Below are 16,014 nucleotides of genomic sequence, written 5' to 3'. Positions count from 1 at the left end.
TAACGGCATCAGGCCAGACTACCCGCTGCGGCCGAGCCAGCGCTGGGTCGGGAACAGCTGCAATTGCCAGCGTCGAGCGGTCGCACCCCACACGCCGGTGGGCATGAACAGCATGATCAGGATGGCGAGCGTGCCGAGCACGACCAGATAGAGACTGCCAAATTGGGCGAGATAGGAGACGAGCCCCCACAGCAGGAGCACGCCGACCATCGGACCTTCGATGGTGCGCACCCCGCCGATCACGACGATGAAGATGACATAGGCGGTCCAGTCGGTGACGCTGAAGGCCGCATCAGGCGAAATACGCGCCTTCTGCAAATACACCACGGCGCCGACCATACCGGTGGCGAACGCGACCGCGATCCACAGCACGTGGCGCGTCCGCGTGGTGCGGACGCCGACGCTGCGCGCCGCCGCTGCGTTGTCACGGCTTGCGGCCAGCGCAAGGCCGTGGTGCGAGCGCATGAAGGCGTAGATGCCAAGCGTGACCAGCACGGCGAGCAGCAGCGCCAGCCAGTAAACCAGTACGTCACGCGCGGCCGCCGGGCGCAGGCCAAGCAGCGCCTGCACCGCCTTCAGCCCGATCATCTGCGACAGTTCGCCGGGCGAGATCGACATCCCGGTGCCGCCGCCGAGCGACTTGAACTGGGCGCAGATCAGCCGCAACGCTTCGGCTGCGACCCAGCTGCCGATCGCGAAATATGGCCCTTCCAGCCGGAATAGCAGCGGCCCGAGCACCGCCGCGACCAGCGCCGCGAACAGTCCGGCCAGCGGGATCGCCGCAACGGGATCGAGCCCGGCCATCACGATGCCGGCAAACAGCGCATAGGCGCCGAGCCCGACAAACGCCTGCTGCCCGACCGATACCAGCCCGCCCCACCCGGCCAGCACGTTCCAGAGCTGTGCCAAGGTCAGCATGGTGAAGACGAAGATCATATCCTGGATCAGGTTGCGCGAGGCGATCGCGGGCAAGGCGGCCAGCGCCACGATCAGCGCGATGCCGGCCAGCGCCGCGACGCGCGACAGCCGTGTGCCGACCCGAACCTGCCACACCGGCGCCTCCGCCGGGCGCTGCTCGCGGCTTGCCGGGATATGGATGCTTTCGACGCTCATGTCCGCCTCGCCGGGAACAGGCCGCGCGGCCGCACCATCAGCACGGCAAGGAAGGCGAGATGGCCGGCCAGGATCTGCCATACCGGATTGATCCGCCCTCCGATCGCCTGCGCCAGCCCGAGCACGATGCCGCCCGCCAGCGTCCCCCACAGGCTGCCGAGCCCGCCGATGATCACCGCCTCGAATGCGTAGAGCAGCCGCGCCGGTCCGATCGACGGATCGAAGCTGGCTCGGATACCGAGCACAATAGCGGCGATCACCGACACTGCGAGCGACAGTCCGACCGCGATGGCGTAGACATTGCGCTCGTTGATGCCCATCAACTGCGCGATCGCGGGATTATCCGCAGTGGCGCGGAAGGCGCGGCCGAGCGAGGTGCGATAGAAGATGAGCTGGAGCAGCGCGACGGCCGCGACCGCCGTCAGCAGCGCGGTCAGCGGCGCCAGCCCGATGCTCAGGCCAGGAGCGAGCGCCACCGACGAGGATTCGAAGGCGCCTGCCTGCAGCCTGCGGCTGTCGGCGCCGTAGCCGAGCAGCAGTCCGTTCTGGATCACGATCGACAGGCCGAAGGTGACGAGCAGCGGCGGCAGGATGTCGTCGCCGAGCACCCGCTCCAGCACCAGCCGCTGCAGCACGAAGCCGAGCACGAACATCGTGATGACGACCAGCAGGGATGCGGCCGCAAGCGGCAGACCGAGCGCGGTGGTGGCGCTGAGCACCAGATAGGCGGCAAGCAGGATCAGATCGCCATGCGCCAGATTGACCAGGCGCATGATGCCGAAGATCAGCGACAGGCCGAGCGCGAACAGCGCATAGACGCCGCCGAGCAGCACGCCTTCGATGATGGTGTCGAACCCGCTCATCGCTCCCTCATGCTCCGAAATAGGCCGCGCGGATCGTGTCTTGATCGACATCCCCAGGCCGTCCGCTCAGTGTCACCCGTCCCTCCTGCAAACAGTAGAAGCGATCCGAAGCCCGCAATGCGCGGGCGATGTCCTGCTCGACGAGCACGACGGCGGTGCCGCCGGAGCGGATCTGCGGCAGCATGCGGTAGATGTCCTCCACCACGATCGGCGCGAGGCCGAGGCTGATCTCGTCGCACAGCAGGACCGTTGGGTTGGACATCAGAGCGCGGCCGATCGCCACCATCTGCTGCTGCCCGCCCGACAGCGCCGTGACGGCGCCGCGCCGCCGCTCCTTGAGCACCGGGAACATGCGGTAGACCGCAGCGAGATCCCACGGCGCGCTGCGTTCGCCGCCATATGCGCCGATCAAGAGGTTCTCCTCGACGCTGAGCGAGGGAAACAGCTGGCGGCCCTCCGGCACCAGCGCGAGGCCGAGCCGGACGATGCTGGCGGCGGACGCATCGCCGATCGCCCGTCCCCCGAGGCGGATCGCATCGGGACGGTTCTTCACCAGCCCGGCCAGCGATTTCAGCATGGTCGACTTGCCGGCGCCGTTGGCGCCGATCACAGCGACCGCCTCGCCCTCGTTCAGCTCGAAGTCGATGCCGAACAGCGCCTGGAAGTCGCCGTAGAACGCATCGAGCGCCGTGACATTGAGCAGCACGGTCATGCCGGCACGCCCATATAGATGGTCTCGATCTCGCGCGAGCGCATCACCTCGACTGGTGCGCCCTCGGCGACGACCTTGCCAAAGTTCAAGACGACCAGTCGCTGCACCACCGCGAGCAGCGCATGCACCACGTGCTCGATCCAGATGATGCCGACGCCTTCGGCATGGATGGTGCGGATGGTCTCGACCAGTTCGTGGCATTCGGCATCGGTGAGGCCGCCCGCGATCTCGTCGAGCAACAGTGTGCGCGGCCGGGTGGCGAGCGCCCGCGCCAGCTCGAGTCGCTTGCGATCGAGCAGCGGCAGGCTGCCAGCGAGCCGATTGGCCTTGGCTTCGAGGCCGGTCAGATCGAGCATGCGGCCGCAATGCTGGATCGCATCCGCCTCCGACAGGCCGCCGCCGAACAGCGCGGCGACCGCAAGGTTCTCGAACACCGAAAGATGGTCGAACGGTTGCGGGATCTGGAACGAGCGCCCGATTCCGGCGCGACAGCGTGCCTCGGCCGAGAGACCCGTGATGTCGGCGCCATCGAGAACGATGCGGCCGGCGTCGGGCCGCAGCAGCCCGGTGATCAGGTTGAACAGGGTCGATTTACCGGCGCCGTTCGGCCCGATCACGCCCAGCGCCTCGCCGGAGGACAGCGTCAGGTCGATCGCGTCTGCAACCACGATGGCGCCGAACCGCTTCGAGATGGCATGGAGTGCGAGCATGGTTGCCTACATCCGGTTTCGGCGTAGAGGAGATGCGCAGCAACGCCACGCATCTTCTGCCTTCGATGAAGCAGCTGGCTTGCGCTAACTCAACGCCTGCATGTCGCCGCCGAGCGGAATCTGAGGCGCCAGCTTGTTGTCCGTGATGACCATGTTGTACTTGTCGCCGCTGAGGCGCCACTGGCCGCCGACCAGCGGCGTCTTGGCGATGTTCTTCGCGGCGAACGGCGGCACGGCGCTGGAGCCGAACTCGATCTGGCCGACGATCGTTTCGAGCTTGGTGGCGCCGATCGCCTTCGCGAGCGCCGCGCCGTCGCCCGGATCGCTGGAGCGCTTGATCGCGTCGATCGCGACCTCGAACAGCGAATGCACGAAGCCGATCGGCTGGGTCCATTGCTTGCCGGAGGTCTGCTCATATCCCTTGGCGAGATCGGCGGCGCTGAGGCCGCTGAGGCTCGATTTGTAGGGATGCGTCGGCGTCCACCACACCTCGGTCGAGATGTTGTTGCCGCCCTTGCCGAGCGCCTGCACCGACGCCGGGAATAGCAGCGCCTTGGCGACCGATACGACTTTCGGTTTCAGCCCCTTCTGCCGCGCCTGGTTCCAGAACGTAGTGAAGTCGGGCGGGATGATCACGCCGGTGACGATCTCGGCATCGGCACCACGAAACGCCGCGATCTGCGAGCTGAAATCGTCGGTGAGGTTCTGGAAGCGGCCGGGATCGGTGAGCTTGAAACCCTGCTTGGCCAACACGGGCGGGAAGCCGATGGTGGTGTCGCCCCAGGCGTTGCCGTCGGCATCGTTGGGGAACAGCGCGCCGACCGACTTGTTCGTCGCGACCTGGCTCCACATGCTGGTGAAGACGCCGATCACGTCTTCCAGCCCCCAGAAGTAATGGAAGGTATAGTCGAACGGCTTCCAGCTCTTGGGATCGCCCGGATTGGCCTGCCGGCCGATGAAGTTGGTCTGCCACGGCGCGACGGAAGAGATGCACGGCACCTGCTCGAGCTCGCACTGTGTCGCCACCGGATTGTTGGTTTCGGGCGTGGCGCCGACCACGATCAGGCCGACATTGTCGCGGGTGATCAGCTCCTTGGCGACCTCGGCGGCGCGGTTCGGGTTCGACTGGCTGTCTTTTGTCACCACCTCGACCTGATAGGTCTGTGATCCGACCTTGACGCCATCCTTGATGAACTTTCTGAACTCGCCGAGCACGAAATCGTCAGCTTCGGCAAAGGCCGCCAACGGACCGCTCTTCGGCGAGACATAGCCGATCTTGATCGGCTTGTTGGCCGCGCGCACGGAAGGCGCGAACAATGTCGTCGTGCCTGCGGCGGCGAGACCACCGGCGATGCCCTGCAGCACGCGGCGACGATCGAAAGACTTCATGTTCAATAGATTTTTGGTCATTTCCCCTCCCTTGAGGCAAGCCGGTTTTCAAGCCGGCTGCCGTCCATTCCGTTCTGAACAATTATCCGCGCAGCGTCGCATCACGCGGCGGCGACGGACTTCGCCTGAGCCTTCGCGCTACGGCCGAGGATCTGGCCGAACACGTCGAGCAGCACGTCGGGGGCATTAACTGCCGCCTCTCTGGCGCGCCAGGCGACATACATGTCGGGACGCACCAGCACGCAGCCGTCCTCGTCGACTTCGCTCTGGCGATACCAGTCGGCATAGATGTCGAGCGCGTCGCAGCCCTGTGGACCGATCGTCACCACATCGACCGGCAGGCCGTAGGCCTTCTCGACCGCGGCGGCGGCGGCTTTCCAGCCATCGCCGCCGATCCCAGTGAGTAGCGTGAAGCGGCCCTTTCCGGTGAGATCGAGCGTCGACTTGCGCTGGCCCTGATGCTCGATCCAGACATGCGGCAGATGCGCACCGGGCCAGGTCGTTGCCTGATAATACAGTTCGTGATCCCTGGTGAAGGCCGGCATCGGCGTGCCGTCGGACACTACGGCGGTCGAGCCGTAGCGCTGGTTCAGCTCGACGCCGTGGCAGTTGAACTCGTAGCTTTTCCTGGCGATGGCCTCATAGAGCTTCTTGCGCCGCGCCTTGCCCTCGGTGGTCGGCGCCTTACGTGCCGCGATCGCCTTGCGGGCCTCGGCTGGATCGGTCGAGGCGACCAGCCCCACCGCCTCGAAGATCGGCGGGAAATCGCCGATACTCTTGTTGGCGCGGGTCACGATCTGCTTGCCGACCGGCTGGCGCTCCGCCGAATAGGTCTCGAGCAGCGACGGTGCCGCATGGCCCTCGAGCACCAGCTTCAGCTTCCAGCACAGATTAAAGGAATCCTGGATCGAGGTGTTGGAGCCGAGGCCGTTGGTCGGCGGATGGCGGTGCACGGCATCGCCGACGCAGAAGACGCGACCGGACGAATAGTGGCCGGCATACATCTCGTTCACGGTCCAGGTCGAGGTGGAGCGGACCTTGACCTCCAGCGCCTCGTCGCCGACGAGATTGCGCACGATCGAGATCGCCTCGTCATTGCTGAGCTTGCGCTCGCCCTGCTCGATGTCGTAGCCCCAGATGATCAGCCATTCGTTCCACGGCCGCACCATGCGGATCAGGCCGGCACCGATGCCGCCAATCTCAGCGCCAGGCTGCAGCACCCAGTACAGCACGCTCGGCCGGTGTGCGACGTATTTGCTCAAGTCGGCCTGCACGATGATGTTCATGCTGCCGGCGCGACCCATCTGCCCCTCCATCGGCAGCCCGATCACCTCGGCAACCCGGCTGCGGCCGCCATCGGCGCCGATCAGATACTTCGCGCGGATCTGGTAGGTCTCCCCGGATAGCCGATCCTTCACCGTTGCCGTGACGCCGTCGGCATCCTGCACCAGGTCGACGAACTCGGTGTTGAAGCAGAGCGAAGTGCCGCGCTGGCCGGCGGCCTCGATCAGGATCGGCTCGAGCAAATTCTGCGGCAGGTCGCAGATCCGGGTCGGGCTGGCGAGATCGTAATCCGCCTTGCGCGAGGGATGATTGCCCCAGGAATAGAGCCGGCCGAACTCCTCGCCGGCGAGACTTTCACAGAACACGTTGTTGGCCATCAGATGCTGCGGCACCGCCTGCGCCACCGCCTTGTCCTCGAGGCCGAGATCGCGCAGAACCTCCATCGCACGCTGGTTGGTGATGTGGGCGCGCGGCGTGTCGGCCAGCCAGCCATATTTCGTCACCAAGATGTGCTTGACGCCGTACATGCCGAGCAGGGCCGCCGCCGTCGCGCCGGCCGGGCCGCTGCCGACGACAAGCACATCGGTCTGAACAGGTTTGCTGGTCATCATGCTCTCCTTGGTCGTGTTGTTGGTTGCGATCGTCATTCCGCGGCCATCATCGGCCGGGGCACCAAACCTGCGCCGGGCTTCATCTGGAAGTCGTAGGTCATCAGGTGCCACGGGCCGGAGACCCGCTCGCCGTTCGGCAGCGCTGCTTCGTTGCGCGGCTCGACGCGCGCGATGAGTTCGTCCTTGACGCCGAACACCACGTCGCTGCGCAGATATTGGTCGCCATCGAGGAAGACGTGGGTGATCAGCGGCTCGTAGCCTTCGGCTTTGACCAGGAAGTGCACATGCGCGGGGCGCATCGGGTGACGCTGCGTGGCGGTGATGAGATCGCCGACCGGGCCGTCGGTCGGGATCGGATAGCTGCACGGCAAGATTGTGCGGAACGAGAAGCGGCCGTCAGCATCGGTGACGAAGCGCGCGCGCAGCGACGGCCCGTGGGCCGCATAATCGGCCTTCTGCGAATCGTAGAAGCCGTCATCGTCGGCATGCCAGACGTCGATCTCGGCACCGGCAAGCGGCTTGCCGGCGAGGTCGGTGACGCGGCTCTGCACGAACATCACCTCACCGTCGATGCCCTCGGAGATATTACCACCGTGCGGCGTCACGCGGTGCTCGCCGACATAGAACGGGCCGAGCACCGTGGTCTCGGTTGCGCCCTCGCGCTCACGGTGATTGACGGCGTCGACCAGCATCGAGACGCCGAGCACGTCGGAGAGCAGGATGAACTCCTGGCGCAGCGGCGTGCAGGTCCGACCGGTGCGGGTCAGGAACTCGATCGCCTGATTCCATTCCTCGAAGGTGAGTTCGGTGCGGCGCACCAGATCGTGGAGCGATTTCACCGTCTCCTCGATGAGGAACTTCAGCCGCTTGTTCGGCGTGTTGGCGAAGCTGCGAACCACCTCGTCAGTGAGGTCATGCTCGTTGAAATTGGCCATCGTGTTGTCCTTGATCCCTGAGGTTCAGTCCTGCGCGGGCGCTTCGCCGCGCCAAGCTGCCGCGATCAATTGCTCGATCGGGGCGCGATCAATCGGTCTTGGATTGGCATATGGCTTGCGCACCGCCATCTCCGCAGCGCGTGCGATGCCGTCCTCGGGCATTCCGATGTCGGCGAGCGCGCGTGGCAGCGCGAGCTTCCGAGCAAGGTCAAACAGGCCCTGCGGAGCATTGGCGCTGTGCAGCGCCCGCGCGGCTCGAGTCATGGCCTCGGGCGCGGCGGCGGCGTTGTAGGCGGCGGCGTGTGGCAGCACGATCGCGTGAGTTTCGGCATGCGGCAGGTTGAACATGCCGCCCAGCACGTGGCAGAGCTTGTGGTGCAGCGACATGCCGACCGCGCCGAGGCAGACGCCGCACAGCCAGGCACCATAGAGCGCATCGCGACGGGCGCCGGGATCGGCGGGCGCCACCATGATGCGCGGCAGCGCGCGGGCGAGCGCGGCGATGCCATCCTCCGCCATCAGCGAGGTCAGGGGATTGGCGTCGGGCGCATAAAGCGCCTCGACGGCGTGGGCGATCGCGTTCAGGCCGCTGGCAGCGGAGATGTGCGGCGGCAGGCTGACGGTGAGATCGACGTCGTAGATGACGGTATCAGGCACCAGATCCTGGGAATGCTGCGTGGTCTTGATGCCGTTGCTGGTCTCGCCAAGAATCGGCGTCATCTCGGAGCCGGCATAGGTGGTCGGCATCGCGATATGCGGCAACCCCGTGCGCAGCGAGAGCGCCTTGCCGAGTCCCGACCGTCGAGCCGCCGCCGATCGCGACCAGCCCGTCGATGTCGCGGGACTCCACAATCCGAAGCGCTTCGTTGGTGACTTCAACCGGCGTATGCATGCGAGCGCCGGTAAACAGTCCGGCGAGCCTGTCGCCGAGGCCTGTGCCGAGCCGTCGCCCGAGGTCGTGCTGCTCGCTTGTGGTGAGCACCAACGCCCGCTTGATGCCGAGGCGCTCTGCCTCCTCGCCGAGTCGCGCCGAGGTGCCGGTACCGAACAGGACGCGATATTGCTGCGAGCAATAAGCAAACGCGCCCTTCCCCGCACCACCGGCCATCACAACGGACGTGGCTCCGGCATCGGCCAGCGCGATGCTCATGGCAATCCTCCCAAGCCGCCGAACCGGCGATCTCATGTCGTTGGGAGGAAGCTAGGGGCGGGCTGGCGCGGCGGGCCTGCACGAAACCGAAGAAAATCTGCACAAAACCGGAAAAATAATGCAGGGCTGAATCGGGCCTTCGACCGGCCGGGGCCGCGATCAGCGGAAGCTAGTGGCTGTGTCGGTATCGTCCGGGTGTTATGCCAGTAAAGCGGCGGAACATCCGCGTGAAATGCTCTTGATGGGAGAAGCCGCAAGCCAGCGCGATCTCGGCAAGACTCAGGGTCTCGTCGGCAAGCAGCGCCCTGGCGCGCTCTATGCGCAAATTGAGCACGTATTGATAAGGCGAGACGCCGCTGGTCGCCTTGAAAAGCCGCACGAAATACTCGGTGCTGCGGCCACACAGCTGCGCCAGCTGGTCGAGCCGGATATCGCTGTCGATGTTGGCATCAACGAATTCGCGGATCCGCGCCATCTGCTTGACGCTGAGCAGGTTTGGATGCTTGCCGGCCTCCACGCTCGGCTTGTGGAAATTAATCGCGACAAAGCGGTTGGCAATCGCCTGCGCGATCGGATCGACGAACAGCGACGAGGCCGGCAGGCCGCCGGTGATGGTATCGCCGATCGCCGCGGCGAGATGCTCGAGCACAGCGTCCTGATCGCCGAGCATCGGCGCGAGACCGCCGATCACGCCGGGTGCCCCGTCAGGGCCGGCGAAAAGGTCGGAGCGCAGATAGATGTGGGTCGATTCCAGCGGCTCGCGCAGGAGCACGTTGCATGCATGGCCCGCCGGCAGGAAGAAAACGCCACCGCGCGGGATGTGCCGAGCAACCGACTTGCCGTCCATCACATACGTGATGTCGACCGGGCCGCCCCGATGTAGCACCATCAGATTGTCTGAAAGTGCGTGGAAGTGCCCATCAAACGGCCGTTCGCGCTGGACCGAGGCAAACGCCGATGACCAGCCGAGCCCTTCGCTCGAGCCGCGGAATTCGGCCTGGAAGCGGTTCAGGATCCCGTGCGTCTCCTGCACCCCAAAATTCGACGTCGCCTGCATCCGACAGACCAAGGGCTCGCGGCTTCGGTGCCGCGGAGTAAAACCCAATGGCCCTCAATTTTCAATCCAATCGCTTCCATCGTTGCTGCAGCGCAATGTCAACACCGGCAACACAGTTCGAAGCTCTCTGAGATTCGTTGCAGGGCGGGACGGCGTCCAATGGAGATCGGCGCGGTCCTCGCGCGCCAGATCGAAGTTCTAACCAATGCTTGCAGCCAAGCGCTTGGCCTCCGTCGTCGCTTGCCGGCGCATCGCTTCGAACTGTTGCCGTTTCGGATCGACGTCTCGATCGGTGGGGAACGACCGAAGTATCTCTCCGAACGACTCTGCGACTTCGTCTTTGAATTCGCCGTGCGGAAGAATGTATGGCTCGTTCCCGACGATTCCTTCGACCACCCGTTCGCCTACGGCGAGAGGGTCCATTCCGGCTTCCAACGGCGAACCGCCGGCCGCGAACGGGCCGCCCGCCGATTGAGCAGAACCGAACGTGTTGAGGTGAAGCGTCGTGTCGACGAGATTGCTGCGAACCAGGCCGGGGCAAAGGAGCGAAACGCCAATGTTGTGCGGTCCGAGTGCCATTCGCAACGACTCCGTCAGGCCGCGCACCGCGAATTTGGATGTCGAGTAAATGCCGCCGGGATTGGGAAGAGCGAGGATGCCGGCCATCGAGGAGGTGTTGACGATGTGACCACCTTCTCCATGCGCCCGAATCCGGGGAACGAACGTCGCGACGCCGTTGACGACGCCCCCGACGTTGATGTTCATCACAAAATCCCAATCCGCGAAGCTCGCGTCTTCCATGGGCACCATGCTCGATACGCCTGCATTGTTGCAGAGTATGTGGACCCTGCCGAATACCTTCTCGGTCTCCGTCGCCGCTCGTGCCATTGACTCGCGGTCGGCAACGTCCAGACGGATCAGATGGTAGTTCTTGTTGGAGCGATCGAGGGCGGAAGCCGCCGCATCGAGATGCGATTGACGGACGTCCGCGACAACGACCTTCACCCCATGTTGCAGGAACGCGCGGGCCATTCCGAACCCGATCCCACTCGCGCCTCCCGTGATGAACGCGACCTTATTTTCGATATCTTTCATTTGATGGTGCTCCTGAATCCTTGCGCACGCCCCTCGACGTCATCGCGCCTTCTCGAGCATGAGCGAGAAGGTGGAGTGCAATCCCCGCCACTACGGCCACGGATACCGACCGGCATACTGTGGAACGAATTAGCGTCTCCACCTCCGGCTAGGCTCTTAATCGTAAGTTGCCAGACCCCGCCGCGGATCGCTGTTAGTCCTCGTGGCCCTCGATCATGACGAAATCGGAGGTGCTGGCTTCGTCGCGAATCTTGGCCGCCGCCTGATACTCGGGTGAGTCGTAGCAGGCCTTGGCCATTGCGTAGCTTTCAAACTCGATGACGACGTGGCGACGCCCTTGAAGTGCGTCGCCGTGCACTTCGCATGCGCCGTTTCGGACAAGGAACCGCGCCCCGTACTTCTTCAATGGCACGGCGTTGGCCGCGATGTAGTCCTTGTAGCGCTCCGGGCTCGTGACGTTGATGTGACCAACCCAATATCCCTTCTTCGCCATCTCGCACTCCTTCTGCGCTAACGGTCTGCTGACAAACCGGACCACTCACTGGCACCTACCAGCCGCTGCTTCACCACAAGATGCGGCGGCGGGAAGAATCGAATTTATGTTGGCCGTGACCCCACATATTCCGAGATCCATCTTTCCAGGAAAGCAGCGATGTCATCGCTGTTCCTTTCCTGCATCATCAGGTGGCCGTTGCCGCGCAGGCCATGGTCCTCGAGCCGCAGATGGACGGCTCGCACGCCCGCCTGAACGAGATAGTCGACGGTGCCGTGGTCGTGCATGGACCAGGCCGACGCCTCCGATGTCACGACAGCAACGGGCATCGATGCGAGGTTGGGAAGGCGCCTCGCCGGCTCTTTCTGAACGAAGCAGTCCGCCAGCCCAGGTTTCGAAGCCTTGCGGATTTCGCGCCGCAGTTCAGTTGGGCCTTTGAGGGGCGGATCGAACGTCATCGGGATCGCAGTGAGTCCGTAAGAGAGGTCGCCCAGCCCCATCGGCAATTGGGCGAAAGGCGGCCCCATTGGCTCAACCGCGACGATGCCTTTCACCAGGTGCGGTCGACTATCTGCCACGAGCCAACCGAAGGGCGCTCCCATGGAATGGGTGAGCAGGATCGCCGGACCAATGCGATCCAGCAATTCGGCTCCGGCTCGCTGCATAAGCTGCTGCGTCTGTGCCAAAGAGACAAGGAATGGACCTTGGGTCGCGATGAATTGGTCCAGAACTGGATCGCCGACGACGCCCGAACCAGGCCACTGATTGTGCTTTTGCGCGTTCGGCCAGCTGTTCGGCTGCTTGCCGGGCGCCGTAAACAACGTCATGGCAAATTCGTATGTCAGCGGAGGTGTCATGGGACCCAGAGCCTCCGGATGCAGGGGTGAGCGACCATGCCCTGGGCGGTCGACGACATAGACCGGGTAACCCTGTTTCAGAAAGTAAGTGGCCCATCCCGGCCGTCCATCGGGAGTACCGAGAAAATCCGTTCCCTGCCCCCCACCTCCATGCACCATCACGATGGGATATGGATGCCGGATGTGTTCCGGGATCTGATACTGCACGAACATCTGACCCGCTGCGATGGTGCCATTCGGTGTCTGCTGGCGGACCAAACCGGTCCAAAAAGATCCCTGGTCTGCCAGCACCAACGGAGCAGGTTTTGCTTTAGTTTGGGTCACGTCCCCCTCCGACTTTCTTCAGAGATCCAGAAAACCGGTCGGCAGCCCAAGATTGCTGCGACCAATGTACTTCGCGAATGTCATGTATTGAGAGGAGATGTGTCCTCGATACATCTGGGCGTCGCCAAAGTATCGAAGCATCCTTGAGCCCTTCCGCGCCGCGGTCGACCCGGCGGTCTGAAACAGGAGCTCGATGGCGTCACAGGCAAGACGTGCGCCGGTCTGCAGCATTCCCCACAGTCGCAAGTTTTCTTCCACGGAGGCTTGCAAACCCGTCTTCGCCCACCGCTGGCAGTAGTCCATGTGCTTACGCAAACCCTGGAGCAGCACGCCTTCGGCCGCGTCAGTCAGCGCTATCGCGCGGCCATAGTTGACCTGGAAATCAGTCTCGAAAGCGCGCTTGATGAAAGGTGGAACAAATGTGTTTTGCGAGAGCAGGATATCGCGATATTCATCGATCGCCGCGCGCGCGGCGCCGATGATAGGCGATGTCAGAGACGCGTGATAAGGACCCATGAGAACCCCGAGATACATGGGGTTACCATGCAACCGCGTTCCCGGTGTGCCCTCGGAGAGATCCTGCTTTGCACCCAGCGCGTCGAAGAACGCGGTCATGTGCTCGGGCACGAAGACATTGTCCAGCTTGACGCTGTTCGAGCCGGACCCGCGCATGCCCAAGGTGCGGTCTCCACCCCAATCGCCCAGAATTGTGTATTGCCCCCGCGGCACGACGAAGTTCAGGATTCGCGGCGGGAACGAAGTTTGAAGCAACGTTGCGCCGAGGAAGTGCGTGCTGTGCGGTATTCCCGACGCATACGGCCACACACCATTGATGATATAGCCGCCCTCGACCGGCAGGCACGTGCCCCCGGGGGCAGCCCGGTGCGGTGACGCGAAATGACCGGATGAACCGAAGATTTCGATCTGTGCAGCTTCCGACCAGTGCGAGGCTATGACAGGCGCATGAGAAGCGGCCAACGTCAAGCACCACCCCGCGGACGGATGACCGCGCGAAATCTCCACCATGATGCGAAAAAATGTTTCGTAATCGAACTCGTAGCCACCAAACATTTTGGGCTGCAAGATCCGATAGAATCCGGCATCGATGAACTTCTGCTGGATTTCGTCCGAATAATGTCCCCGCTCATCGGTTTCGTCCTGCGATTCCCGCAGCAGCGTTCTCATCGAAGCCGCGCGGTCCACCAGATCCTGCGGAGTGAGGTGAGGTTCCGGTACCGGCAGGCTCCTGCGCATGGCCTGAACGTTCATTTTCAATCTCCTGATAATTCCGTTGAGCGTGTCGCAGCTAACCGGCGATAGGCATTTATGCCGGCGAGCTCACAATCATTCTTTTGTGGCGCTCGAGCACCCGCGGCGCAGTTTCGTCCAGCATCAGGCAAAGCAAGCCTGCACAAACACAAAGCGTAGCGGCGATCCACATCGAGCTGGACGGACCGAACACGTCGGAAGCGATCCCGGCGAGGGCCGGGCCCGCGAAGCCGCCCGCGAGCTCGCCAACCCCCATGATGAAGCCAAGCGCAGTAGCAACATGGGTCGGCGGGATTGTCTCGGACGGCACAGTGGCCATGAACAACGAGAAGCTGCCAATGGCGAGATTGCCGACACCCATGAGCAACACCATCAAAGGCAACGGTCCGTCGAACATTACGGTTGTCACCGGAGCAATCACGGCAACGAAGCCTGACAGGATGAGAATCGGACGGCGGCCAAAGCGATCCGACAGCGCCGGTACGATGATTGAGGACGCGGCCGTTGCGATACCGGTCGCCGCCACGGCAACGCTCATTGCGCTGGGCGACAGACCGCGAACCTGCACCAGGTAGATCGGAAGGAAGGTTATCTGAATCAGGAGCCAAGACACCATCAGGCAGCTCACGATCGCGCAAACCCAGATGTTGCGATGTTTCAGCATCGTCAAAAGCGGAATCGTGTTGCGCGCTGACGCAGCCGATATCGGAGCGGCACCCGACGAAGGTTCACGGATAAAAGCGACAATCAGGGCCGCCACCACAAAGCCAGGCACCGCCGCAATGTAGAAAGCACTTCTCCAGCCGTAGATCTGCCCAATCGCCACGAGCACCAGAGGAGCAGCAAAATTACTTAGGAGCGCGCTGAAGAAATTCTGCAAAACGCCCATGTTGAAGCCGCGACGGTGCTCCGACGATTCCGCAGCCATGATCGATTGCGCGATCGGAAGTACAGGTCCTTCCGCAAATCCCATAACGAGGCGAGCGGCAAGCAACGTCAGAAACGAATTGGCGAGACCGGATCCTACCGAGCAGATCGAGAAAATCAGTATCGCGCAGACAAGGAGTGTTTTACGATTTTGAAAATAGTCCGAAAGAGTGCCGACGGCGTAGCCGGCGATTGCCCAGGTCAGCGCCAGTCCACCCGCGAGGGCACCGAGCTGAGTGTTGTTCAGCTGCAGCTCAGGCACGAGAAATGGAGATAGAAAGTTCAGCGCCAGACGGTCGAAGAATACGAAGCCAAACGCGGCTCCCATCAAGACGACAACGAGATTTTCATAACTAAAGATGCGATTCTTGTTCATGATTTCTCCCTAGTGTTTCCCGTTACGGTTGTTTGTGGCCGCGTTCTATGCGCATTGCGCCGGCGCGGCTTCTGATATTTCCTGAGGCGCCAGTCCATTGCGCCGGCTCTCATATAGCCGCCGCATTCTCGCGAACTCGACGACCTGCTCGGCCACGAATGCAAGCTGTTGCGCTATGATCGGATCGCTGCACGCGCCATCTCCGGAAAATGGCCGCTGCGCGGTGTTAATCACCGCTGAAAATGGAGTCGGCCAACCGCGCAGCGCGTGAACAATGGTCCGCAGAGTCCCCAGCGTCGCGCCCATGGCTTGGGCTCCGCCCGCGCATACGATGGCGCCGACCGCGCGTCCGGCAAGATAGCTGCGAGCATCGGCGCTGAGGTCCTCGGTGTAGTCTATTGCGTTCTTGACCAGGCCGGAGATCGAGCCATGATAGCTCGGGGTGGCAATGATGACCCCGTCTGCTGCGCGTAGTGCTTCGACCAACGCCGTCGCACGCTCCGTACGTTCAATGCTGTCGTAGTGCGGGAGATTCAACGATTGCCCGGCGAAGATCTGCGTTTTCGCTCCAAGCCGTGCGGCTTCCGTCAAAGCCAGGCGGAGCGCCCTCTCCGAGGTTGATCCGTCACGCAACGTTCCGCCGAGCCCGACCACGAGGGGTGACCAGTCTTTCATCGCAGCGGCCCACTTCCCCGCGCAGCACGATCACCCGAGGTCCAAGGCTCCTCAAGCGAATGCTGGCCAATTCGGATATGCGAGCACCCTCGCCCGGCATCGAACAATGCCATGCGCGTCTCTCCCTATCGTCGGCGCCATGATTGCGTCTGGCGCCTCTACGTGAGGTGAAAG

General features: G+C 63.3%; 14 protein-coding genes and 1 pseudogene. All 15 read right to left on the bottom strand.

What is annotated here, in order from left to right; translation table 11 throughout:
* Positions 1-18 precede the first annotated feature (18 nt).
* Positions 19-1,113, bottom strand: coding sequence for a branched-chain amino acid ABC transporter permease (locus ACVWZ4_RS25995; protein WP_456704204.1), 1,095 nt, complete (start codon positions 1,111-1,113; stop codon positions 19-21).
* On the bottom strand, positions 1,110-1,976 hold the full coding sequence (locus ACVWZ4_RS25990) for a branched-chain amino acid ABC transporter permease (RefSeq protein ID WP_456741481.1): 867 nt from the start codon (positions 1,974-1,976) through the stop codon (positions 1,110-1,112). The genes ACVWZ4_RS25995 and ACVWZ4_RS25990 overlap by 4 nt, the downstream gene beginning before the upstream one ends.
* Before the next feature lie 7 nt (positions 1,977-1,983).
* Entirely contained in the window at positions 1,984-2,688 is a 705-nt protein-coding gene (locus tag ACVWZ4_RS25985) for an ABC transporter ATP-binding protein (RefSeq protein WP_456704206.1), read from the bottom strand.
* On the bottom strand, positions 2,685-3,398 hold the full coding sequence (locus tag ACVWZ4_RS25980) for an ABC transporter ATP-binding protein (protein ID WP_456790381.1): 714 nt from the start codon (positions 3,396-3,398) through the stop codon (positions 2,685-2,687). The genes ACVWZ4_RS25985 and ACVWZ4_RS25980 overlap by 4 nt, the downstream gene beginning before the upstream one ends.
* 84 nt (positions 3,399-3,482) lie before the next feature.
* A complete protein-coding gene (locus ACVWZ4_RS25975) occupies positions 3,483-4,808 on the bottom strand; it encodes an ABC transporter substrate-binding protein (RefSeq protein WP_456704208.1) in 1,326 nt (441 codons plus the stop codon).
* 80 nt (positions 4,809-4,888) lie between these two features.
* Positions 4,889-6,718, bottom strand: a complete 1,830-nt coding sequence (locus ACVWZ4_RS25970) for an FAD-dependent oxidoreductase (RefSeq protein WP_456741480.1) — start codon at positions 6,716-6,718, stop codon at positions 4,889-4,891.
* The gene (locus tag ACVWZ4_RS25965; protein WP_456704210.1) at positions 6,715-7,617 is read right to left on the bottom strand and encodes an intradiol ring-cleavage dioxygenase; all 903 of its coding nucleotides are present in this window, start codon (positions 7,615-7,617) and stop codon (positions 6,715-6,717) included. Before ACVWZ4_RS25965 ends, ACVWZ4_RS25970 begins: the two co-directional genes overlap by 4 nt.
* A gap of 24 nt (positions 7,618-7,641) precedes the next feature.
* Positions 7,642-8,725: pseudogene (locus ACVWZ4_RS25960) on the bottom strand (maleylacetate reductase).
* A gap of 211 nt (positions 8,726-8,936) precedes the next feature.
* Positions 8,937-9,824, bottom strand: a complete 888-nt coding sequence (locus tag ACVWZ4_RS25955) for a helix-turn-helix transcriptional regulator (RefSeq protein ID WP_456735495.1) — start codon at positions 9,822-9,824, stop codon at positions 8,937-8,939.
* A gap of 198 nt (positions 9,825-10,022) precedes the next feature.
* A complete protein-coding gene (locus ACVWZ4_RS25950) occupies positions 10,023-10,919 on the bottom strand; it encodes an SDR family oxidoreductase (protein WP_456704212.1) in 897 nt (298 codons plus the stop codon).
* 193 nt (positions 10,920-11,112) lie between these two features.
* Positions 11,113-11,412 (bottom strand): DUF1330 domain-containing protein, encoded by a 300-nt coding sequence (locus ACVWZ4_RS25945; protein WP_456704213.1) that lies wholly within the window; start codon positions 11,410-11,412, stop codon positions 11,113-11,115.
* 104 nt (positions 11,413-11,516) lie between these two features.
* Positions 11,517-12,593, bottom strand: a complete 1,077-nt coding sequence (locus tag ACVWZ4_RS25940) for an alpha/beta hydrolase (protein WP_456741478.1) — start codon at positions 12,591-12,593, stop codon at positions 11,517-11,519.
* A gap of 18 nt (positions 12,594-12,611) precedes the next feature.
* Positions 12,612-13,862, bottom strand: a complete 1,251-nt coding sequence (locus ACVWZ4_RS25935; protein ID WP_456741477.1) for an acyl-CoA dehydrogenase family protein — start codon at positions 13,860-13,862, stop codon at positions 12,612-12,614.
* Positions 13,863-13,917: 55 nt separating this feature from the next.
* Positions 13,918-15,165 (bottom strand): MFS transporter, encoded by a 1,248-nt coding sequence (locus ACVWZ4_RS25930; protein WP_456704216.1) that lies wholly within the window; start codon positions 15,163-15,165, stop codon positions 13,918-13,920.
* A gap of 45 nt (positions 15,166-15,210) precedes the next feature.
* Positions 15,211-15,840, bottom strand: coding sequence for an NADPH-dependent FMN reductase (locus ACVWZ4_RS25925; protein WP_456704217.1), 630 nt, complete (start codon positions 15,838-15,840; stop codon positions 15,211-15,213).
* Positions 15,841-16,014 lie beyond the last annotated feature (174 nt).

The organism is Bradyrhizobium sp. USDA 4472 (genome assembly GCF_054058595.1).
Note: the sequence above shows the minus strand (reverse complement) of the source record. Positions and strands in the feature narration are given on the sequence as shown.